Source organism: Qipengyuania triglochinis (assembly GCF_054655615.1).
On record NZ_BAAHND010000001.1, the window covers coordinates 849,239 to 869,365 of the forward strand.

The 20,127-nt window shown below is 55.6% G+C and carries 16 protein-coding genes and 2 tRNA genes; 4 read left to right on the forward strand and 14 right to left on the reverse strand.

All coding sequences use genetic code 11. The features are described from left to right. Positions 1 to 7 precede the first annotated feature (7 nt). Entirely contained in the window at positions 8 to 790 is a 783-nt protein-coding gene (locus ACYQ0G_RS04260; RefSeq protein ID WP_460099703.1) for a DNA-formamidopyrimidine glycosylase family protein, read from the forward strand. A 15-nt stretch (positions 791 to 805) separates the two neighbouring features. Here the strand turns inward: ACYQ0G_RS04260 and ACYQ0G_RS04265 are convergent. From ACYQ0G_RS04265 to thyA, 5 genes are all read right to left on the reverse strand, one after another. Further along, positions 806 to 882: transfer RNA gene (locus ACYQ0G_RS04265), tRNA-Asp, on the reverse strand. Between the two features lie 351 nt (positions 883 to 1,233). After that, entirely contained in the window at positions 1,234 to 2,547 is a 1,314-nt protein-coding gene (locus ACYQ0G_RS04270; RefSeq protein WP_460099704.1) for a dihydrolipoamide acetyltransferase family protein, read from the reverse strand. Positions 2,548 to 2,552: 5 nt separating this feature from the next. Further along, entirely contained in the window at positions 2,553 to 3,614 is a 1,062-nt protein-coding gene (locus ACYQ0G_RS04275) for an alpha-ketoacid dehydrogenase subunit beta (protein ID WP_460099707.1), read from the reverse strand. Beyond that, complete coding sequence (locus ACYQ0G_RS04280) at positions 3,611 to 4,930, reverse strand: 3-methyl-2-oxobutanoate dehydrogenase (2-methylpropanoyl-transferring) subunit alpha (protein ID WP_460099709.1); 1,320 nt, start codon at positions 4,928 to 4,930, stop codon at positions 3,611 to 3,613. Before ACYQ0G_RS04280 ends, ACYQ0G_RS04275 begins: the two co-directional genes overlap by 4 nt. Before the next feature lie 90 nt (positions 4,931 to 5,020). Further along, positions 5,021 to 5,968 (reverse strand): thymidylate synthase, encoded by a 948-nt coding sequence (thyA, locus tag ACYQ0G_RS04285; protein ID WP_460099710.1) that lies wholly within the window; start codon positions 5,966 to 5,968, stop codon positions 5,021 to 5,023. Between the two features lie 129 nt (positions 5,969 to 6,097). Here thyA and ACYQ0G_RS04290 point away from each other — a divergent pair. Together ACYQ0G_RS04290 and ACYQ0G_RS04295 are read left to right on the forward strand one after the other, a co-directional pair. Next, positions 6,098 to 6,174: transfer RNA gene (locus ACYQ0G_RS04290), tRNA-Pro, on the forward strand. A 230-nt stretch (positions 6,175 to 6,404) separates the two neighbouring features. Then, complete coding sequence (locus ACYQ0G_RS04295; protein WP_460099712.1) at positions 6,405 to 8,690, forward strand: AAA family ATPase; 2,286 nt, start codon at positions 6,405 to 6,407, stop codon at positions 8,688 to 8,690. Between the two features lie 16 nt (positions 8,691 to 8,706). On the opposite strand, the gene ACYQ0G_RS04300 is transcribed toward ACYQ0G_RS04295, so the two are convergent. The 8 genes from ACYQ0G_RS04300 to ACYQ0G_RS04335 form a co-directional block, all read right to left on the reverse strand. After that, positions 8,707 to 9,387 carry a recombinase family protein gene (locus ACYQ0G_RS04300; protein ID WP_460099715.1) on the reverse strand — a complete coding sequence of 227 codons (681 nt, stop codon included), beginning with the start codon at positions 9,385 to 9,387 and terminating at the stop codon, positions 8,707 to 8,709. Between the two features lie 482 nt (positions 9,388 to 9,869). Then, positions 9,870 to 10,124 (reverse strand): hypothetical protein, encoded by a 255-nt coding sequence (locus ACYQ0G_RS04305; protein ID WP_460099718.1) that lies wholly within the window; start codon positions 10,122 to 10,124, stop codon positions 9,870 to 9,872. 602 nt (positions 10,125 to 10,726) lie between these two features. Next, positions 10,727 to 10,867 carry a hypothetical protein gene (locus ACYQ0G_RS04310; RefSeq protein WP_460099721.1) on the reverse strand — a complete coding sequence of 47 codons (141 nt, stop codon included), beginning with the start codon at positions 10,865 to 10,867 and terminating at the stop codon, positions 10,727 to 10,729. A 194-nt stretch (positions 10,868 to 11,061) separates the two neighbouring features. After that, on the reverse strand, positions 11,062 to 11,853 hold the full coding sequence (locus tag ACYQ0G_RS04315) for a hypothetical protein (RefSeq protein WP_460099723.1): 792 nt from the start codon (positions 11,851 to 11,853) through the stop codon (positions 11,062 to 11,064). A gap of 353 nt (positions 11,854 to 12,206) precedes the next feature. Next, on the reverse strand, positions 12,207 to 13,667 hold the full coding sequence (locus ACYQ0G_RS04320; protein WP_460099725.1) for a tyrosine-type recombinase/integrase: 1,461 nt from the start codon (positions 13,665 to 13,667) through the stop codon (positions 12,207 to 12,209). Between the two features lie 166 nt (positions 13,668 to 13,833). Then, entirely contained in the window at positions 13,834 to 14,226 is a 393-nt protein-coding gene (locus tag ACYQ0G_RS04325) for a hypothetical protein (RefSeq protein ID WP_460099728.1), read from the reverse strand. A gap of 580 nt (positions 14,227 to 14,806) precedes the next feature. Further along, positions 14,807 to 15,679, reverse strand: coding sequence for a polysialyltransferase family glycosyltransferase (locus tag ACYQ0G_RS04330; RefSeq protein ID WP_460099730.1), 873 nt, complete (start codon positions 15,677 to 15,679; stop codon positions 14,807 to 14,809). Positions 15,680 to 15,748: 69 nt separating this feature from the next. Further along, the gene (locus tag ACYQ0G_RS04335; protein ID WP_460099732.1) at positions 15,749 to 16,576 is read right to left on the reverse strand and encodes a phytanoyl-CoA dioxygenase family protein; all 828 of its coding nucleotides are present in this window, start codon (positions 16,574 to 16,576) and stop codon (positions 15,749 to 15,751) included. Positions 16,577 to 17,528: 952 nt separating this feature from the next. Between ACYQ0G_RS04335 and ACYQ0G_RS04340 the strand changes: the two genes are divergently transcribed. Beyond that, positions 17,529 to 18,521: an acyltransferase family protein gene (locus ACYQ0G_RS04340; RefSeq protein ID WP_460099734.1), complete on the forward strand. Its 993-nt coding sequence runs from the start codon at positions 17,529 to 17,531 to the stop codon at positions 18,519 to 18,521. A 174-nt stretch (positions 18,522 to 18,695) separates the two neighbouring features. Here the strand turns inward: ACYQ0G_RS04340 and ACYQ0G_RS04345 are convergent, their stop codons facing one another. Next, positions 18,696 to 19,997, reverse strand: a complete 1,302-nt coding sequence (locus ACYQ0G_RS04345) for a hypothetical protein (RefSeq protein ID WP_460099736.1) — start codon at positions 19,995 to 19,997, stop codon at positions 18,696 to 18,698. Between the last annotated feature and the right edge of the window lie 130 nt (positions 19,998 to 20,127).

A 20,127-nucleotide genomic window follows, 5' to 3' on the forward strand; every position in this document is an offset into this window, starting at 1 on the left:
AGGCACCATGCCGGAATTACCTGAAAACGAAGCGCAGCGATTGGTACTCGAACGCGAATGCCTAAACCGCACGATTGAGGCGGTCGAACTTGGTGACAACGTTTCGTATATTGAACTGCCCGGCGACAACGAGAGAGCCAGGCTGATCGGTCACCAATTTACCGAGACGCGGCGGCACGGGAAGAATATTTTCGCCGGCTCCAAGACCGGGCCATGGATGACAGTGCATCTGGGGATGACTGGGCGGTTAATTCCATACGATGCACCCGATGATCCGCCCGACCACACGAAGCTATTGATACATTTTAAAGGCGATCGCCGGCTCGCTTTTTGCTGTCCTCGTAAACTCGGTCATGTGCGGGTTATCGACGACCCTGACAGCTATATTGAGCAGGAAGAGTTGGGGCCGGACGCGCTATCCATCACTGAGGATCAGTTCGTCGAGACGTTTGGGAAGACGCGCAGTGCGATCAAAGCCGCCCTCTTGAAGCAGGGCAAGATGGCCGGCGTCGGCAACCTGTGGTCGGACGAAACGCTCTTCCAGTCAGGATTCCACCCAGAGGTGCGTGCGGATCAACTGGGTAAGGAAAAGCTCACCGAGATTTTCGACATCATGCAGACGGTGCTGGAAAGCGTCGTAAAGGTCGAAGCGCACTATAAAGATCTGCCGGACGACTGGCTTATCAGACATCGTAAGGACGGCGCAGAGTGTCGGCGTTGCGGCGGGACGATACGCAACAAGAAGATAGGCGGACGAACCGCCTACTTCTGCGACAAACATCAAAAGTAAGAAAATATCCCAAGGTGGCGCGAGTGACGGGACTCGAACCCGCGACCCTCGGCGTGACAGGCCGATACTCTAACCAACTGAGCTACACCCGCGCATTCTACGCTGCAGCGCCCCTTGGGAGCCGCGCATCTAGTGGAGCCTCTGATTCCTGTCAACGCTATTTCCGAGCATTATTTCAGACTTTTTTTCAACAACACCTAAACTACTGAAATCAGGGATTATCTTGGCTAAGATAAAGGCTTTCCACCGCCCAGCAGCAAGAGCACCGGCAGCGGATTTTTTGCCACCGAATGGCGATTACAAAAGGCAGGAACCCAAGTTTAGCCGAACCAACCTCAAGGAACTCGATGCGGTGCTACGAAAAAGCTGATCCAATCCGAAAGAATGCATCAGCCTCAATAAAAAACTCCCGCCGAAGCGGGAGTTTTGTGCGCTGTCATCGCTCAATCGATGAGAATAAGTGCTGGTTTCTCCAACAAGTGCTTCAGAGCGTGAACGAAGCTTGCTGCGTCCCAGCCGTCGACGACCCTGTGATCGCAGCTGATCGAGATATTCATCAGCTTGCGCTTCTCGATCCGCTCCACCCCGTCAGGGCCGGTTACATACATGGGCCGTTCGATGATCCGGTTCGGGCCGATGATCGCTACTTCCGGACGGTTGATCACCGGAGTGGTTGCAACACCTCCCAGAGGGCCGAGAGACGTGACAGTCAGCGTACCACCTTCCATCTCGTCTTTCTTCGCCGTGCCATTGCGCGCGGCATCGGCCAGCCGCGAGATCTCGTTGGCAAGCTGCCAGAGGTTCTTGGCATGGGCATTCTTGATAACTGGCACCATCAGGCCGGCATCGGTCTGCGCGGCCATACCTATGTTCACCGAGCCATGGCGGGTAACCACGCCGGCCTCATCATCATAACGGGCGTTGATCATGGGGAAGTCAGGCAGTGTCTTACAGATGGCTGTAATAAGCAGCGGAAGTATCGTCAGTTTCGGCTTATCGCCGCGCGCATCGTTTAGCTGCGCCCGCAAGACCTCGAGCTCAGTCACATCGCATTCTTCCACATAGGAAAAATGCGGAATATTGCGCTTGGAAGCGGCCATGTTCTCAGCAATGCGGCGACGCATTCCGATAACCTTCTTTTCCTCGTCTTCGCGGGTTTTGGCAGCAGCGCCATAGCCCGAATTGTAAGACAGGAACTGATCGAGATCGCCATGACGAACACGGCCGTCCTCGGCCGGCTTCACCTGCGCAAGATCGACACCAAGTTCCTTGGCGCGCTTACGCACGGCCGGAGAAGCGAGAACCTTCGCCGAAGGAGCCGCAGCCGGTTCGGGGGCAGGTGCAGGAGTTGGCGCAGGCGGCGGGGTTGGATCGGCAGCCATCGCATCGTCAACATCGCTGGGATCCGAATTCTCTACCTCAATCCGCTCCTCCGCCTCGTCCGCCTTGGGAGCGGGAGCTGCAGCAGTTTCGGTCGCGGCATCGTTTTCTTCTGCCACGTCGTCGGGTATGTCCCCCTCGACCTCAATCACCACCAGCATCGATCCGATGGAAACCATGTCGCCTTCCTCGCCGGCGATCTCCAGGATCTTGCCGTCCACGGGGCTTTCCATGGGCACCGTCGCTTTGTCGGTCATCATGTCAACGAATTCCTCGTCTTCACGGACCGTGTCGCCGACTTTCTTGTGCCACTGGACGATTTCCGCTTCGGCAATACCTTCGCCGATGTCCGGCATGTTGAATACAAATTTCGCCATGTCGTTTACTCGCTCAGGATCTTGTCGAGGGCCTCGCCGATGCGGATCGGGCCTGGGAAATAGGCCCATTCGAGGCTGTGGGGATAGGGGGTGTCGAAACCGGTCACGCGTTCGACCGGCGCTTCGAGATGATAAAAACAACGTTCGGTAACGAGCGCCGACAGTTCTGCACCGAAGCCAGCCGTACGGGTCGCTTCGTGTACGATAAGGCAGCGCCCGGTCTTCTTGACCGATTTCTCGATCGTCTCAATATCTACCGGGACGATGGTGCGCAGGTCGACAATGTCGGCTTCAACGCCTTTCTCGCGGCAAACCGCCTCAACCACGTGCACCATAGTCCCATAGGCGAGGATAGTGAGTTCTTCGCCCTCGGTCGCATGGCGCGCCTTGCCCAGCGGTATCTTGTAGTGACCCTCCGGCACGACGCTCTCGTCGAAGCGCTTCCACGGCTCGACCGGTTTGTCGTAATAGCCAGAAAATGGGCCGTTATAAATTCTCTTTGGCTCGAAGAAGATGACCGGATCGTTGTCTTCGATCGCGCTAATCAGCAGCCCTTTGGCATCATAAGGCGTTGCCGGAATGACAGTCTTGAGGCCGGAGACATGCGCAAAGATCGCTTCGGGACTCTGGCTGTGCGTCTGGCCACCGAAGATGCCGCCGCCGAACGGGCTGCGTACCGTAATTGGCGCGGTAAATTCGGCCGCCGAACGATAGCGCAAACGCGCAGCTTCGGAGATTAGCTGGTCAAGACCGGGATAGATGTAGTCAGCGAACTGGATTTCCGGGACGGGACGCAGACCATAAGCCCCCATCCCGACTGCGGCAGCAATGATTCCACACTCGGAAATCGGCGTATCAAATACACGGGTCTTGCCATATTTCTCTTGCAGGCCAGCTGTGCACCGAAAAACGCCGCCAAAATAGCCCACATCCTCGCCCATGATGACGATGTTTTCATCGCGGTTCATCGACACATCCAGCGCGTCGTTGATCGCCTCGATCATATTGAGCCGCCGCTCGGCCTTCACGTCGTTCTCGGGCGCAATTTTAGTTTTGGTGTCGCTCATGCGCCCTTCCCTTCGTTAGGAAGCCCTTCGGGAAACTTCGTCTCGCGCTCGTGGATCGCTTGCTCAGCCTGTTCCTTGAGGTGCCAGGGCAATTCTTCGAACACGTCTTCGAACATGGTGCGGAATGGATGGTGGAGACCGTGGCCAAGAATGCCGTTGGCTTCGGCTTCCTTGGTAGTCTTCTTGACGTGCTCGGCAGCCTCGAGGTCCATCTTCTCCTGCCGCTCTTCGTCCCATTCCCCTATTTCGATGAGATGATTTTTCAGGCGCATGACCGGATCACCCAGTGGCCACTCTTCACGCTCCTGCGCACTGCGATATCCTGATGGATCATCGGAGGTAGAGTGTCCTTCGGCGCGATAGGAGAAGAACTCGATCAGGGTCGGCCCCGCATTGGCACGGGCGCGATTGGCAGCCCATTGCTCGGCGGCGTAGCATGCCAGCGGATCATTCCCGTCAACACGCAATGATGCGATGCCGTAGCCTACGCCGCGAGCTGCGAAGGTCGCACGTTCTGCGCCGGCAAAACCGCTAAAGCTGGAAATCGCCCATTGGTTGTTCACCACATTCAGGATGACCGGCGCGTTATAGACGGTTGCGAACAGGCAGGCCGAGTGGAAGTCGCCTTCCGCCGTGCTGCCCTCGCCCACCCAGGTTGCTGCGATCCGGCTGTCGCCCTTGATCGCAGAAGCCATCGCCCAGCCGACAGCTTGCGGAGTCTGCGTTGCGAGGTTGCCCGAGATGGAGAAAAAGCTGTGCTCCTTGCTGGAGTACATGATCGGCAACTGGCGGCCCTTCAGCTTGTCACCCCGGTTCGAATAGATCTGATTGATCATCTCGATCATCGGATAGCCGCGCTGAATCAGAATACCTTGCTGGCGATAGCTGGGGAACACCATATCGTCCGCTGCCAAAGCCATGCTCGCCGATACACTGGTAGCCTCTTCGCCAGTGCACTTCATATAGAATGACGTTTTGCCCTGGCGCTGTCCGCGGAACATGCGCTCGTCGAAAGCGCGCGTCATGGCCATGTGGCCCAACATGCTGCGCAGTGTTTCGGGATCGAGCTTTGGATCCCAGGGGCCATGCGCCTTGTTATCCTCGCCCAGCACCCGGATCAGACCATGCGCGAAATCCAGCATATCCTTGGGATCGCTGGTTTCATCGGGCCGCGATTGCGCACCCGCTTCAGGGACTTCGATATGCGAAAAATCGACCGTGTCGCCGGGCCGAAATTTCGGTTCAGGTACGTGTAGCGAGAGCCGGGGCCGGTTGTCTCCGGCGCCAGCAACTCCGTCTTGAGGCCTATCGGCCATAGAATCGTCTCCCAGACGCAATCTTACTCTTCGGCGATATTTTATTTCACAAGCCAAGACCGGTCAAGTGATGCCATCGATGCGCACATTTCAGACCGCAACCGGAGCCTTGATAGGTTCGTGCGGGGTATAATCCTTCACCGCGAAATCTTCTATCCGATAGTCGAATATCGTTTCCGGCTGCCGAGTGATTTCGAGCGTTGGAACGCCGCGTGGTTCTCTGGAAAGCTGCTCCGTCACCAAATGCTCGTGATTGAGATAAAGGTGCGTATCACCGCCCATCCACACAAACTCCCCAGGCTGCATATCTACTTGTTGCGCAATCATTCTCAATAAAAGTGCGCCCGACCAGAGATTGAACGGCAGGCCCAGAGCGACATCGCAACTTCGCTGATAGAGAATACCGTTGAGATAGGGCTTTCCATCCAGACAGGTCGACACATGATATTGATAGGTTTTGTGGCAGGGCGGAAGGGCCATGCGGGGGACATCTGCTACGTTCCAGCCCTCGATTATATGACGACGACTGCCGGGATTTGAACGCAGGGATTCAATTACCTCGGCAACCTGATTGATACCGCGACCTCTGCGAAAAAGCCCTCCTTCGACCGGGTCATAGGTCGGCCAATCGACCCATTGCTTGCCATACACCGGACCCAGATCGCCCCATTTTGCGGCAAACGCTTCATCATCAGCTATTCGCATCACAAATTGGTCGAGAGTAATTTTATCGCCAGACTGCTCGACATAGCGCGCGTGCGGCCATTCGTTCCAGATTTTCACCCCCTGCAAGACCAACGGACGGATATTGGTGTTACCGGTAAGGAACCACAGCAATTCGCGAGTGGCAGTTTTCCAGTATACTCTCTTCGTCGTGATCAGCGGCATAGCCCCCTCGGCGAGGTCAAACCGCAATGTCGCACCGAAAATCGACCTCGTACCTACATCGGTACGGTCCAGCCGCTCGTCACCCTCGAGCCAGATCTGCCGCATGAGATCGAGATATTGCTGTTCGAAATGAGGTTTTTCGGAGGTCATAGAGTACTCGTTCAACGAGCATCGGTCTTAGGTACAAAAACCTGCAAAAGCGCGCTTGCGTGTTAGACAATCCACACCTATAGGGCCGCCTCTGCCTCGCGGAGGGATCACCTCCGCCACGCATCCGGTCGGGGAGTAGCTCAGCCTGGTAGAGCACTGTCTTCGGGAGGCAGGGGCCGGAGGTTCGAATCCTCTCTCCCCGACCAACTTCGCTTTTCCTTATCAAATCAATGCCTTGCGCTCCCCGCAATAGTTAGTGTGGGGCAGGCGCGTGGGGCAGGCGCGTGGGGCAGGTTCTGCGGGCGGCTCCCTGTTGCTCTCATTGGGGACTGCATGACCCTTCAATGATCGAGCCGATCTCAATACGTGTGCGGGTTGTGAAGTGCCTATTATTCGGTACTTATCCTACTAATTAGAATGAGCCACGGATAGACCGATGCTAAGCAAGGCCGTTGTGAAAAACGTTGGAGTTCTTCGGGCGTTTTCTACGCCCAATCAGCCGACGTTCGATAAACTCACACTTCTCTATGGCCGGAACGGAAGGGGAAAGACCACTTTCTCGTCAATACTGCGATCTGCAAGCTGCGGCGATTGTGACTTGGTCATAGGCCGCAAAACCCTAGGCAATGGAGGTGCTAAGCCTGAGGTAATTCTTCTATTCAATGATGGCTCTAGAAATAAGTTCACGGACGGTGATTGGGAGTCGGAAAGCAATATAGAGGTCTTTGACCGCTCGTTCATCACAGACAACCTTTTCGCAGGCGAAGCTATTGATCTAGATCATGACCGTAAGCTCTTCACCGTCATACTCGGCAAGGCTGGCGTCAAACTCGCGAAGCAGTTGGAGTGGTTCAAAGAGGCCGCGAAGAGACGGGCGGCGACATTGAAAGCTGCTACCGCTGCGGTCGAGGCTGATGTTCCCTCAGGGATGTCGCTGGAAGAGTTTCTCGGGAGCGTCCCGCCACTGGACATTGATGACCAGATTGAAGCAGCCAAGCTGGATGGGAACGCAGCTCGCCAGTCTTCTCGTCTTCAATCTCTACAACTGCCTTCGGCTCTCCCTATTCCCACTCTGTCGGACGACATACCTCAGAAGACGGCGCTGACAGTCGAGGGGATCCAAGCAGAATCACGGGAACGTCTAGCGGAGCACTTTACTAAGCATAAGCTTGGCAAGGACGGCGAAGAATGGGTTCGATTCGGGCTGCAGCATATTGCCGACGAGGCCTGCCCCTTCTGCGCCCGCGACAATGTTGATGCCGAAGGTATGGTCGGGCTGTACGAAAAGATTTTCGGAGAGCAATACCAAGCGCACCTTAGCGATCTTCGAGCAATCGTCGGAGCGACCGAGGCTGCAATAGGCGTCGAAAGGCAAGCGGCATTGGGGAAAGCAGTCGCTGAGAATGAAACCCGCATCAAGGAGTGGAGCGATTTCTGTGACTTCAAGGACATCATTCTAGCCAATCCCACTGCGGCGCTCGATGCAATGAAGACAGCGCATGAAATGCTTTCGCCCGTGCTGAACGCAAAACTAAAATCGCCGCTCGAAACAATCGACTCTAAGACGGTTTTTGCCGACGCGAAAGGGCAGGTAGCCAAGGCTATCGAAGTGCTCACAGAGTACAATGCTGCGATCAATAGCGTGGTCGAGCGGGCCGAAGCGAAGCGTTCGGGACCCAAGAAGACTGAAGATGAATGCAAAGCCAAGGTGGAGCAGCTTCAAAAGCGCAAGCGCCGCGGTGATGATGACGTACAACACCGGATCGATGTTCGATTTCGAGCGCTCCGCGCCGATGAGCGCGCGAGAAAGATCAGATCGCTCGTTCAAGATCGTCTCAAAGCGGCCAACACTGCATCTGCGACACACTACCATGATCGGGTGAACCACTACCTCGAAAAGTTTAGTGCAAGCTTCGCGATCTCAAAGATTTCAAATGCAATGACCGGGAACAGCGGATCGGTTGACTATGGGCTCATCGTGCGCGGCCATCCCATTAAGCGCGGCAGACGAGACGCGTCAGAGGCTGTTCCCACTTTTAAGAACACGCTCTCGTCAGGGGACAAGACAACTCTAGCGTTTGCGTTTTTCTTAGCGGGCTTGGATCGAGAGACGGATCTCGCGTCACGCATCGTCGTCTTCGACGACCCCTTGAGCAGCCAAGATACACATCGGCAGAAAAGGACCGTCCACTATCTTGGCAAGCTTTGCGACAAGTGCGCTCAGGTCATCGTGCTTTCCCACGACGCGTACTTTCTTCGGCGTATAAAAAAGCGGTTCAAGGCCACACCATGCGCGGCCTATCAGGTGCGACTGCAGGGACCAGAACAATGGGCTTCAATTGACGAGGCCGACCTCGATGTAATCTGCCGTGATAGTCACGCAATCGATGTTGAAAAGCTTAGGAGTTACCTCGCCAACAAGCAGGGCGAACCACTGGATGTCACTAGGGCGGTGCGGACGGTGCTGGAGACTCATTATCGCCGCACCTTTCCCGTCCACTTTCAACGAGACGACTACCTTGGCTCTATCGTCAAGAAAATACGAGATGGCGGAAGCGCTCACCCTTGCGCTCTGCAGCTTGAAGATCTGGAGCATTGCAATGACTCGACGTCCGAGGATCATCATGGTGATGACCCAATGGTAGCAACTCTATCCCCGCCAGACCCAGACGATCTTCACTCGATCGTACAGGATGCATTGCGTCTAATTAACGCCATCTAGATGAAAAAAGCAGGGCCTAGGAGGCCTGCAGGCGAACCATCAGATTCTTGACGGACGACGCATGCCACTTGCCGCCCCTTGCGGTTCGCATGTGACGCGCATTCAGCTCCGAAGCAATCCCGGCAAGGCTTGTGATGCCCTTGCGGCGGATGCTGTCCACTGTGCCCCTGAGGCTTTCAGCGAACCTGTCGGCGTTGCTTTGGATAGCCGCAACGGACGCGCGATTCCCCTTCCCGGCCCTCCGGAGTGCCCTCGCTCCGTTCGGGTTGCCTAGCTTCGTCCCGCGCGCCTTGGCAGCCGCAAGAGCCGCTTTAGTCCGTTCTGAGATACGCTCTCGCTCGTCTTCATTGATAACCGCCAGAAGTCCGATGGTGAGCCGATTTACGTCCGGGTTGTCCGCGCAAGTGAAATCCACGCCGCTGTTGCGGAGCTGCAGGGTAAAGGCTGCATCGCGGCTAAGCCTGTCGAGCTTCGCGACTACCAGCTTCGCACCTGTCAGGCGGGCGTGGTCCAGCGCAGCGTTGAGTTGCGGCCTGTCATTGCGCTTACCGCTCTCCACTTCGGTGAACTCGGAGACAATCTCCCACCCCCTCGCCTCGCACAAAGCGCGGACGGATTGGCGTTGAGCTTCCAGCCCGAGACCAGAGCGCCCCTGCTTGTCTGTCGATACTCGATAGTAGGCAGCAACTCGGCACATGATTAGGTTCCTTACAAAACGATCAAACGGTCGTTAGGCCATTTTGTAAGGCAAAGTTTTGCAGGCTGTCGATGGGTCGCTGCTCGCTTTATCGCGAAACGGACTCGGCTCGACTCGTTACCTTCGACCATGCGGAAGTATGTGGTTCTCAGCTTCGCGATATGTGCACATAGGGCTGCTCCCATCACTCAACAGGGAGGACATCAAGTGACCACAAGGGATCCTAAAGGCATCGCTGAAGAAGTGCATGCACGCTTGGACAAGCTGCTCGGCGGCAAGAGAGAGGAAGGAGCGGACGCCATCTGCACTTCCCCCACCCCGCCCCGTTAAAGGGTGCGGCCTGCGCCGCCCCTAGGACCCCGGCGGGATAACCTTTCGGGATCCGAAGGAGCGGCGCAGGCCTCTCTACCTACACCCCACCCCCACGGGGGCAGGCGCGTCGGTCTGATACGTTTATGCCGCTTCGGATTTTTGCGCCAAAACTAACGCCCATAGCGAGGGGGTGCAGCCCTCGCCTCGAAACCGAGCGCAAATCTTCGTAGCTGCGCAGCCGCATAGTTCTGCACGGAGGGGTAGTCGTGTTCCATGCAAAAGTAGGACAAGGCTTCCCGCTGAGGCTCGTTGGCGATCTTGTCGGCGAACTCAGCTATCGGAAAGCGGTCACGGGTTGCAATCGAAGCAGCGAGAACAGGAATGGTCTCGCCACGCAGGCCGCGATAGTTCTTGTAGCGGCTCATGGGTACGGCACCGACATCGGCTCTACAGGAAGTTCGTAGGGGTTCACTTGAGCAGGGATGGACCGCACCAACTTCGCTGTATCCTCGACCAGTTTTGCCAAGTGCCTGGACTTCTTGCTCGATGCTCGTGCGCAGGCTTTGCACTGTGAGTTCAGACCATCTTTCTGACCGCGATGGCTTCCGAAGCCACTGAGCGGGTGCGGGGTCTGGCATGAGTGGCAGAACTTGCTCCCCGATGGCACAGGCACCGGGATATTCTTTCTAGGCATATTGCCTCCAAGGCCAGCCTGAGGCTGGTCCATAAGTTGATTGAGGGGTGGCAGGGGACTGAGACACCCACACGGCTTTCAATGTTTCTGAAAACCAGAATGACGGCGTCCTTCAGCCCCCAAGAGCTGCTGCTAGGAGCGCGACCGTGGCACCGGGCGGACAGCAAAGAGCGGACAGCGCGTGGTGGTGCAGGCTTCGACCTGCTGTCGCCAGCGACCCGGCTCTATCGGATCGTAAATGCACTCTCGACAGTGGGCGTCGATGGCGCTGCGTAATGAGGGCCGTTCGCTCACGCATAGCCCCAATGCCCCGTCAGGGCGGTTTCAGAGCGGCTAAGCGCGGCCGGGATGGTTCTGGTCATAAGACTGATCTTTCGCCGGGAAGACCAGCGCCAGCGCGGCCTTCACGTCCTCCCACAGGGGTTCCGAAGGTGTCCCAAGGGGTCGCTGATATTGTGGCTGACGGCGCTGCATGGCCGGTCTCCTCGATTGATGTGTTGATTAGGAAGCAGTTCCGATGTCGATGCGCGTCATCCCCGGCATGATCTCGCGGGAGGTCGTGCGGTGGCGGGCGGCATACTCGGGTGACCCGGGTCGATTCATATCGACGTAGGGCCTTTCACTTTTACGGGCTGCTGGACCGTAGCCCTTCGGCTTGCGGCTCCTCATCAATTGACCCCGTTGCGTTGTATTCGAGCCAGTAGCTGAGCTTGGTCTTCTACCCGCTTCTCACGATTTATCTCGGCGGCTCGGCGCTGAATATCGGCTTGGATTGCCGCTTCGCTCTCGCGTCGCTTGATGAGTGCAATAGACTCCTTCAAAGCCTCACGGGTACGATTTTGAGCTTCGATACCCGGCTTGCCGTCCTCGTTGACCAGAAGTCGCATGCGGCGCTCTAGGTCACGCATGTGGTTCTCGTAGTGAGTTCTGCGCACGCCTCCGATGGCATGAACTTCTTCAGGGATGGCTTCGCCTGTCTGTGGGTCAGTGGTGGTGGTGTAACCAGAGACACGATTGAGATCGTCATTGTACCGGTTCCACTCTCTCGCAAGGTCACGGTACTCGCGTGCAACGGACACCATCTCTTTGTGATAGGGAAGCGCACTCTTTCCAAGACCCGTCATAAGACGGATGCGAGATAGCTCGCCTTCGGCTCTCTCGCGAACCAGCCGCGGCTCTTCGCTTTCGCGCATGCTAGGCGGCAGCTTGTCCAGCTGGTCGCGGACATCTTGCTGCATCTCTGGCGAAAGCGCCTCTAGCTTCATCGGTGCCAGCCTGCGGCCTTCCGGCATGGTGGCATTACCGGGCACATCCTTGATAGGATCCATGCCCATGATGCGCTGAGCGTAGGGCTGGTCGTCCTCTGGGATCCCTTCGGGGATCTGAGGGGCGCTGCCGGTTGAAGTTACAACGGCGCGCAGTTCGTCGCCGCCGGAAGGCGTGGAATTAGTATCAGTCATAATGGGAGTTTCTGCCCGAGCAATCTCAGGCGGTTGGATTTATGAATACGTCGCAAGCGGACGCGGCTATTCCTTCGGCTCCTCGGGAGGAGACCGTCGGGCTTCGTACGGAGGAAGGGAAGGTAGGAGGTCGCTCAGGGCTTAACGCCCAACACACCACCCCTTTAGAGAGTTACTTGAAGGAGTAGTTTCTAAGAGAAACTGACAGGGATCCTTCGGGTCACTTACAGTGCACCTAAGGTTCTCTTACAGTTCTCTTTCAGTGTATCTGACCCGGGGGGGGAAGGGTTCCCTCTCCAAGGGTGAGGGTTAATCAAACTGTCCCCATACCTAGCCACGCTCGGCCCAATCTACTAGATACCGAGTTTCGGTAAACCGCAGCTCGGATACTCAATCAACGCAATGACCTCAGCCAGCCTCGTGAGCGATAATTCCTTGCCGTAGGTGCCAAAAGTCAGGCCTTGCTTCTCATGACCTATCAACTGGGCAACCTCGTTCTGAGGAACCCCCGCAGCCTCAAGCTGTCCGACAACGTTCTTTCGGAAAGAATGGAATACCTTCCGGCGGTCATTAAACCCGAGTGACCGCTTGAAGCGAGAGAACTCCTTACCAGCATCCCCGCCCGGTTTTTTGCCCGGACCTTCATCCGTGAAAGCTGGCCAGAGCCTAGCGTCCTCGGGTCCTTTCTCTGCTTTTCGATACAACCACTTAAGTTCATCATGAAGAGGCACCTTCCGGATACCAGCCGATGTCTTGGCATCTGTTACATCGATATAATTTACGCCGCCTTGACGCTTTAGCTGGCCGTTGGTCAGGGAGGCGATCTCATTAAGGCGCATTCCGGAATAGAGCGCTACCAGTATCACCTCCTGCAGGTCTCGGCGCTTAGGCGGTGGGTCAAAGAGTGCCTTCAGCTCTTCCGCTTCCCATGCAACATACCCTTGCTTGTTCTTTCCCTGTTTGAGATTTCTCCGATGCCCGTCGAACGGGTTGCGGCCCTCGCAATACTCACGGCCTTCCGCCCACTTCCAGAACGCCGAAAGTGTTCCCATGTGTCGATTAACAGTCGCGTCAGAGAGGCCTCGATCTCTTCCGCCGAAGCGCCTTTGCAGTTCCGTCCAAGACATCGTTAAACCGTCCTGTCTAGCTTTGCCCGTGCGTGCCCAGTTAGGATCCATTTGTCTCAGCGCATCCACAAAACGCGAGACGTCTCCTCGGCGCACTTGGCGGATGGGCTTGGCCCCGTAGAAGCACTGAAAGAGGTCAAAGGTCGCTTTCTTTTGCTGCTCAGTATTTGTCGGCTTAAGTCCTGCGGTAGTACGCCAAAGCTGAAGGTACTCACCTGCCAGTTCTCGAAAGCTTAGCTCTAGTTCGCCACGGGGTTCAACGTAGCCGCGCTCTCTCTGCTCCTTGGCATCCTGCAAAGCCATCAGCCTTACAGCCTGAGCTTCTGACAGCTCCCCTCCCCCGGTCTGTTCCTCAAGCTTTCCTAGTTCGTATTCTATCCCGGCGGTTATCTCATCGAAGCTCTCGCGATTACCCTGAAGGACGTATTCCCCGCGCTCAGACTTCTCGCGAACACTTTCGTAGACCCGGCGGAGTGCGGCTAAAGGCGCGGCGCTCCCCAAGCGTTGCGTCTCCCACTCAGCTTTGAGGTCGGCCTCCCACGCCATTGCTTCGACCTTCGCTGCGCGCCTGTCAGTGGCACTGAGGGTTCGGTAGAGCATCTGCTTGCCGTTTAGCGACTCTCGAATATTCTTTGGTACGCGAACCCTCGCTTCCCATTTATTATGTCGCTGCTTCAACGCCGCCATCTCTGCCCTCCGAAGCTCCGTGTGGGGCAGGTTTGTGGGGCAGGTTTGTGGGGCAGGTCTGTAGGGCCATAACCCACAGTATTGCAATGATTGTCGGGATTCTGCGGGGTTGAGCATCGCGTAGCTCAGTCTCCTCTCTCCCCGACCAACATAATGCGCTGATATTTTAGCGTTTCTCTTCATTTTTACAACCTTCGACCAATTTGCGGTCCGGTGTCGCTGCGGCGAAAGCGCCTGGAACATTGGTTTCTATCTCGTCGATGATCGCGCTCGTGCCTTCGAGTGCGAAGCCGAGATTGGCCGGGTCAAACAGTGCGTAAAGGTCGCTGGTCGAGGCCTTGCGATGGCCTCGCATGATCTCACCCTGGCGCCATTGCGCCTCCCCGATTCTCTTTCTGACTTCGTGCGCCATTGAGCGGCGGATCAGCTTTAGACCGGTCTCGCGCTCGCGAGGTAGGCCGAGTTCTTCGAGCATCGCCTCGAAGGCTTTGCGGACCGAACCGACCTCAACAAAGAAGCCATCGGTCGCGTCGAGCAGTTTGCCGAACTGTTCCGGCACAGGGATTTCCGGACGAAACTTGTTTGTCTGCCCCCCTCCTTCTGTTTGAGGCGGAGCACCTTCGCCTGCGAAATCCCCGGCTCTTGCGCTGGAACGGTCGTGATATCGTGCGCGGCGTCGGAGGTGTCCGTATGGCAACGCTTGCCACCAGGAAGCACAGCAGCTTCCGTGGTGCAATATCCTTGGCGGGCGCATGCGCTCGCTTCATGCGTCGCCCCGCGACAGAAACCTACCCCAAGGCCCTCGATGCTAGTTTAGGGCATGGCCGAGGCCGGGAAGCATCAAGGGACCCGATCAAATTATCTCGATGCGGAGTTGATGGCTGGAATGCGGGCCAATCCGGCGGGTACTGGGGAATTAGATATCAATTCGAGCGAAACCTTCAGTTTCGTTCTGGCGCAAGTAATTCGAATCACCAACCTGGCTACAAGTTCGATATCAATGGCACGGCGGCTTTGAATAAGGAGGTAAGGGCCGCCCCCACTACAGGCAAAAGGGTTGCGAGCGGCATTCTCTATAATTCAGCCAATCTATCTAACAAATGCACCGCAGGAGACACGGCCGGGACGTTGGTGTCGCTCTAATTCACGCGCCTGAACTCTACACCCGGCATCCCAGCTAGGTAATGGGCGGCGCTGCTACCGTGGTGGTAAACCGTGAGGCTGCGATAGGCTTGCGCCAGAATGGTGATAAGCACTTCGGCCGGTACGCCGCCGGGGAGCACATCTTCTCCGGAGAGACTCTCTTTGCGATGGGGGTGCGGCTTAAGGAAGAATGGGTCCTCTTTCCTGAGACGGGCAACAATACGCTGGTCGACATCCCAATCGGACAGGTAGACCGTAGCAGATTTGTCGGAAGGTTCCTGATCGCCTGCCCCGAACAGGTGACTGAGGATTGTCCGGTTTTCGGACACATACCCTGCCACACTTCCGTCAATCTTCACCGGAATGGCGCGGATACCCTGGACGCGCTGATAATAACTCGCCGGATCGAAGACATAGATGAATTGAGCGATATCGGAGCCCCCGAAAACCGTCCCGATCCCGCGCCCATGTAAGAGCCTGCGCTTGAAGCCGGAATAGAGGTCGTTCCGGTATGTGCCCACACCTTCCTCATAGACGCGCACCGACTTTCCCTTGAAGCGCTTCAGCATCTGGTAGATGCGAAAACCGACGTCACAGTTGGTATGGACAATGCCGTACTCTGCTTCAGCGGCGTGAGCGTACGCCGCACGCTGCTCGGCGAAGTAGATGGCGCGCTGGTTCTCTCGGTCGAGGCGGTTGAAGCGCTCCACGAAATCAGAGGCACCGGCGAAGAGATCCACAACGAGGAAGTCGATATGCTCTCCCTCATTCTCTTGACGCGCTATCATGTCTGCGATCATGAACTGCAGCGGTTTGGTGACGATGAATGCGGTCTGCGAGTGCGTACCCAAGTGGGAAGGACGGTGCATTGGCCTGCCGATGCCACGAGACATTGTCATCCTGCAAGCGAAAAGGAAGCCCAGAATCGCATCGATTCTTCAGTATGGGATCGCATGGTATTGTGCATGAAGAGGCCGTCCGTCGCGGGCGAACTGCGTGGTGTCCAAGAGAGCAAGACCTACTTCGCTCGCCAAATCGCGCGCATACGGGCTCCATTCGCTTCGCTCCCACATCTCTACGGCATAAGTTCTTTGCCGCAGATATTCGATATGGCGGTCCAGTGATGGACTTGCCAAAGCGTAGCTAGCGAAGAGGGCCATTCTCTCTTCTGGATGGTCACGGAACAGCGCAGACAGACCAAACTTATTTGTCAACCGAACTGCTAGGCTAGTGGGCCTAGGCTCTAATCTGCGCCCTGTTAATTTGAAGATATGGCTATTGCCGGAATGGGTGGTGCGCCCGTTCCAGACAACCAAATCTCCCACCTCCACCTCGGCACTCACTACCCGTCCAGTATCAAAATTTGGATGATGGTGCGAGCCTTGGCGAAAATCGATTCCGTAAGGCAGCCGACCGTGGGGCTGGGTATAAATGCCGAAGCGAATGATGGGGTAGCGGTCAACTTTCCAGTCAGGTGCATTGACATCTAAACGATCAGAATTGTCTTTATGAAAGCCACATCCTGCGCCCGTGCCGCGCTGCGCCGTAGAGTCCCCAAAATAGACAGGCTGCCCCCCAAGTATTTGATGTGCGGCGTCAATCAGAACCGGCTCACAAACCACCTCGGCAAGCGTGTCGTCGGAAAGCAAATCCACTGGTCCAACTTGAAACCCGGCATCTCTCCAACGCGCAACTTTGGCCGGTGGCAATACTTTGCGAAGGATGAAAAACCCGTCGTTCCAAAATTTTTCGACATCCAAATTCATTCTTGTGCCTCCAGTCGGCGGTGGTCACCCTTAGATTAGATTTAAACCGTCGTACTCACAAGTGGCGGGTTTCGCAGCAACCCGTGGTCCAAGCCAAACCTCTGAACGCGCGTTTCTGCGGGGTGGCCGTGATGGGTGGCCTCGAAAGTCGCCTAGCCGACTCATTCCGCTGGTGGGCTATGGGAGGTGCTACTTTAGATACGATCATGGTTACGGCTGCTCTGGTCGCTGGTCGCCGCGCGTCACTGCCTGCCCGTGAGAGCAGCAGGGTCGCGATTATACTTCTGACCATAGTCTTTGTTGGCCTGTCCGCGAGCTTGCGGGCCGTTTCTATGATCCTAATTATCAGCCACAGCTGGTTGACCGAATAGGATCAGGAAGCTGTTCTATGAAGTCGAGGTACTGGCCTAGCTGCTAAGGGGCACCTTCTCATCGGACGCCGCTCGGTGGCGCGCGCAACCGTCTTAGAATGGGGTTCGCTGGCCTCGCATAGTTTTTGGTCTGACTCCTTTCCTGCGGGCGACCGTGAGCGCGTCGCTGTAACCTACTGCCGGCTCTGGGCGAAATAAGCCCCCCCCCTTATTGCGGCGATTGCGATGTTCGACTGAATACTGGCGACCTCAACTTCTGCGGTCTAATAGCCCATTGGGAAGGTGCAGCCTAGCTGCGAGTACGGAGAGGGTTAGAAAGTCTGCAAGCGGGATAGAACATCACTCTTTTCGAGCGGGGTGTGGGTCTCCTAATCGCACTCTGGGCCACCCGCGTATTTTCGCTGAATGGGTCCCAGCGAACATGGCATCATTAGTTGGCGCGCTGCCGCGAAGGATGGCGACTATAAATGCGGTTTGCCCCGATAGTTAGCAGTGACAATCCTATCGACCCGCCCTAACGGGAGAAAATGGTCAACGTAAAATTAGCAGAACGACACCACGGGCTAGATTAAATCAGAGGTTTGGCGGCTATTGGAATAGCGGTGTATCATCGAATGGCGTGGGCGAATGATGTCGACCTATATTCACTTGGCACGTTCGGGGTTTATCTCTTCTTCATCCTCTCCGCTCTCACGATGATGCTGGTTTACGAACGTACCTTTTCAGATGGTATCGCTTTCGATGATGCTGCGACCTTTTTCCGCAACCGGATTGCGAGGATTTTACCGTTGCTGCTTATGGTGGCGGTCCTCTGGCTCGCTCATTCGTCGGTAACTATGGGTTATGATCCATCGGTTCTCGCGCGCGCCGTTTTGACCGGCACCGGTATGATGGCGCTGACACCTCCGGGCTTCACCTCGACTGTGACGGGCGCGTGGTCGTTAGCAATAGAGTTGCAGTTCTATCTGGTCTTGCCGCTACTGATACTCTGCTTCGCGCGCCTGCGTTTTTGGCATATTTGCCTGATATGTGTGACCGCTGTCGCTGCCCAGCAAGCTTATTTGTTCGCCATCTCAGGACAAGATGAGTATTGGGTTCTCTACACTAACCCGCTCACCTTCACGCCCTTCTTTTTGATGGGATTTCTCATCTACAAAGCCGGTTCGGCAAAGCAGAGGGGAGCGCTTGCTCTTTCCCTTGCGGCTTTCGCTTTGATCGCGGTCTATTCGCTCGCTTGGCCAGGAGACACGAGGCAGTATGGGTTTTCGTTTCTCATCCTGACGAGTCTCGCTTTCGCGTCAGTGTACTTCGCGTATCGCAGCCAGCTTCCAGAACATTTTGTCGTTCTCGCCTCGCTGTTAGGTAACTTGAGCTATGGCACATATCTAATCCACCCGTTCGTCAGCCTTTTGACTAATAAGGTCGTAGGCCTATTAAACATAGGCGTAGGCCTTAGCTTCGCCATCTATCTCGCGATGGTTTTCATTGGCGCGTGGGTTGTTTACTATGGGCTCGAAAAGCCTGCTCGGCGGATTTTGAGAGCAAAGACCGGATCGATTTCCACCCTTCCCTGACGCAAAAGATTGGCCATCGAAAATTGGGGTGCAAGTCATTCAATTTCAGCTCAACAGTCCTTCTTTGTGAGAATACGCCTTGTTCATGGCACGACATCGTTGGGAAAAATCCGCTCCCAGAGCTCTAAAATTTTCCGACTTTCGTATTTCAAAGTGATTTATAAATTTATTCCCTCAAGCACTCACCAAAACTTTCGACACTTTTGGAGCTTGAGCTTCGGTCGATGAAGATGACGGTTTTAGATGGCGCATCAACACCTCTCGCGCCGACATATTCAGGGCGTCCCTGTCTACAAGATACGCCGCATCGTATCGGCGCATAGTGTCCTGCCACCCTGAAGTCTGATAAAAATGGTTTAGGCGGCTATAAAGGTCGTCAGTCCACCAAGGCATTGAATAGATCAGCCTGCTCTGGACGAAACCAAGAGTGTCGAATTTACCGTCATCTAAGCTCGAAAGATATGCAACTGGTCGACCTCCGCTAACGACATTTAGCGCCACCCCGCTATTTCCACATATTACTATGTCACAAGCAGCTATCTGAGCCTCCAATGGTTCTCCTATCGTCACCTCCACATTTAGATCATCCAACCCGATTTCAGCAAAATCACTCTGCAAAAGAGTTACAGGATGTTGTCGAATGATAATTCGTGCAAAAGGCAAGCCAAGTAAAACGCTAGCGATAAGGCTTTGCAGCACTTCCACACGTGTTCCTGCAGTCAGGAATATTCCGACCGTCTTCACTTCTTCTTTAAATTTCATCGGCTCAGACGCGCCCGGTTGGCCGATTAGGGCTATCTCTGCAGTGCATTTGCTAGACTGTATGTAGGTTTGGCTCATTGCCTCACCGTACACGAGGGCGCAATCCGCTAAAACGGGCGGGATAAAGCTTGCATTCGCTGGTACCGGAGCATGATTGGCATAAACTACGCGCCGGTCTTTTCTGTGAGCGGCAGCAGCCATTCCGACAGCTTCAGGACTGTAATTGCTTGCCACGATTGCCGCCTCAAGCCCCGGCCTCTCCGTAAAAAGATAAGAGAACCGAATATAAAAGGCCAATGTACCGGCAATTCGCGCTGAGGGCATGAAATTATGCGAACGAGCCAGCACCTGCAAAAATCGAAAAATCCGACCGGCAGTAAGAATTAGCGCGGCAGTCGCGCGCCACTGTTCACGTCCGAATGATTGACGAAGTGCTAACGATATACGCAACACTTCGATCTGTGGAACAAGGGACTCTACGCGATCAATCGTGCGATGCTCGTTAGGGAACTGGGAAATTGCTACCGCTTCTTCGGTGCCTTTTACGCAGGAAGGGCCGGTGCAAGCCACGCATTTGAGCATGTAGGCAAAGAGCAGGAGCGGCTTGAAAATGCGATCATCGCAAGATTGGTAAATCCAATCTACGAAGCGATAGAGAGCATTCTTGCTCTTGATTTCATTGAAGACTGCAGAACGACTGGCAGAGGTCTCCATTCGTCGCACTATTCGCAACGCGAGTGCTAGCGTGTAGCGACCTGGCAGTGATGCGTGTACCACTTCCACCGCATTCGGAATTGATCGAACTTGGTATGAACCATCAGTCTTTACTGCATTGAAAGCCACG

What these genes read in the sequence shown, in the direction of transcription:
- ACYQ0G_RS04330 (WP_460099730.1), bottom strand. Translation starts at nt 15,679, where the DNA reads ATGCACCGTCCTTCCCACTTGGGTACGCACTCGCAGACCGCATTCATC.
- ACYQ0G_RS04310 (WP_460099721.1), bottom strand. Translation starts at nt 10,867, where the DNA reads ATGCAGCGCCGTCAGCCACAATATCAGCGACCCCTTGGGACACCTTCG.
- ACYQ0G_RS04275 (WP_460099707.1), bottom strand. Translation starts at nt 3,614, where the DNA reads ATGAGCGACACCAAAACTAAAATTGCGCCCGAGAACGACGTGAAGGCC.
- ACYQ0G_RS04270 (WP_460099704.1), bottom strand. Translation starts at nt 2,547, where the DNA reads ATGGCGAAATTTGTATTCAACATGCCGGACATCGGCGAAGGTATTGCC.
- thyA (WP_460099710.1), bottom strand. Translation starts at nt 5,968, where the DNA reads ATGACCTCCGAAAAACCTCATTTCGAACAGCAATATCTCGATCTCATG.
- ACYQ0G_RS04335 (WP_460099732.1), bottom strand. Translation starts at nt 16,576, where the DNA reads ATGAATTTGGATGTCGAAAAATTTTGGAACGACGGGTTTTTCATCCTT.
- ACYQ0G_RS04305 (WP_460099718.1), bottom strand. Translation starts at nt 10,124, where the DNA reads ATGAGCCGCTACAAGAACTATCGCGGCCTGCGTGGCGAGACCATTCCT.
- ACYQ0G_RS04300 (WP_460099715.1), bottom strand. Translation starts at nt 9,387, where the DNA reads ATGTGCCGAGTTGCTGCCTACTATCGAGTATCGACAGACAAGCAGGGG.
- ACYQ0G_RS04345 (WP_460099736.1), bottom strand. Translation starts at nt 19,997, where the DNA reads ATGGAGACCTCTGCCAGTCGTTCTGCAGTCTTCAATGAAATCAAGAGC.
- ACYQ0G_RS04315 (WP_460099723.1), bottom strand. Translation starts at nt 11,853, where the DNA reads ATGACTGATACTAATTCCACGCCTTCCGGCGGCGACGAACTGCGCGCC.
- ACYQ0G_RS04280 (WP_460099709.1), bottom strand. Translation starts at nt 4,930, where the DNA reads ATGGCCGATAGGCCTCAAGACGGAGTTGCTGGCGCCGGAGACAACCGG.
- ACYQ0G_RS04295 (WP_460099712.1), top strand. Translation starts at nt 6,405, where the DNA reads ATGCTAAGCAAGGCCGTTGTGAAAAACGTTGGAGTTCTTCGGGCGTTT.
- ACYQ0G_RS04320 (WP_460099725.1), bottom strand. Translation starts at nt 13,667, where the DNA reads ATGGCGGCGTTGAAGCAGCGACATAATAAATGGGAAGCGAGGGTTCGC.
- ACYQ0G_RS04260 (WP_460099703.1), top strand. Translation starts at nt 8, where the DNA reads ATGCCGGAATTACCTGAAAACGAAGCGCAGCGATTGGTACTCGAACGC.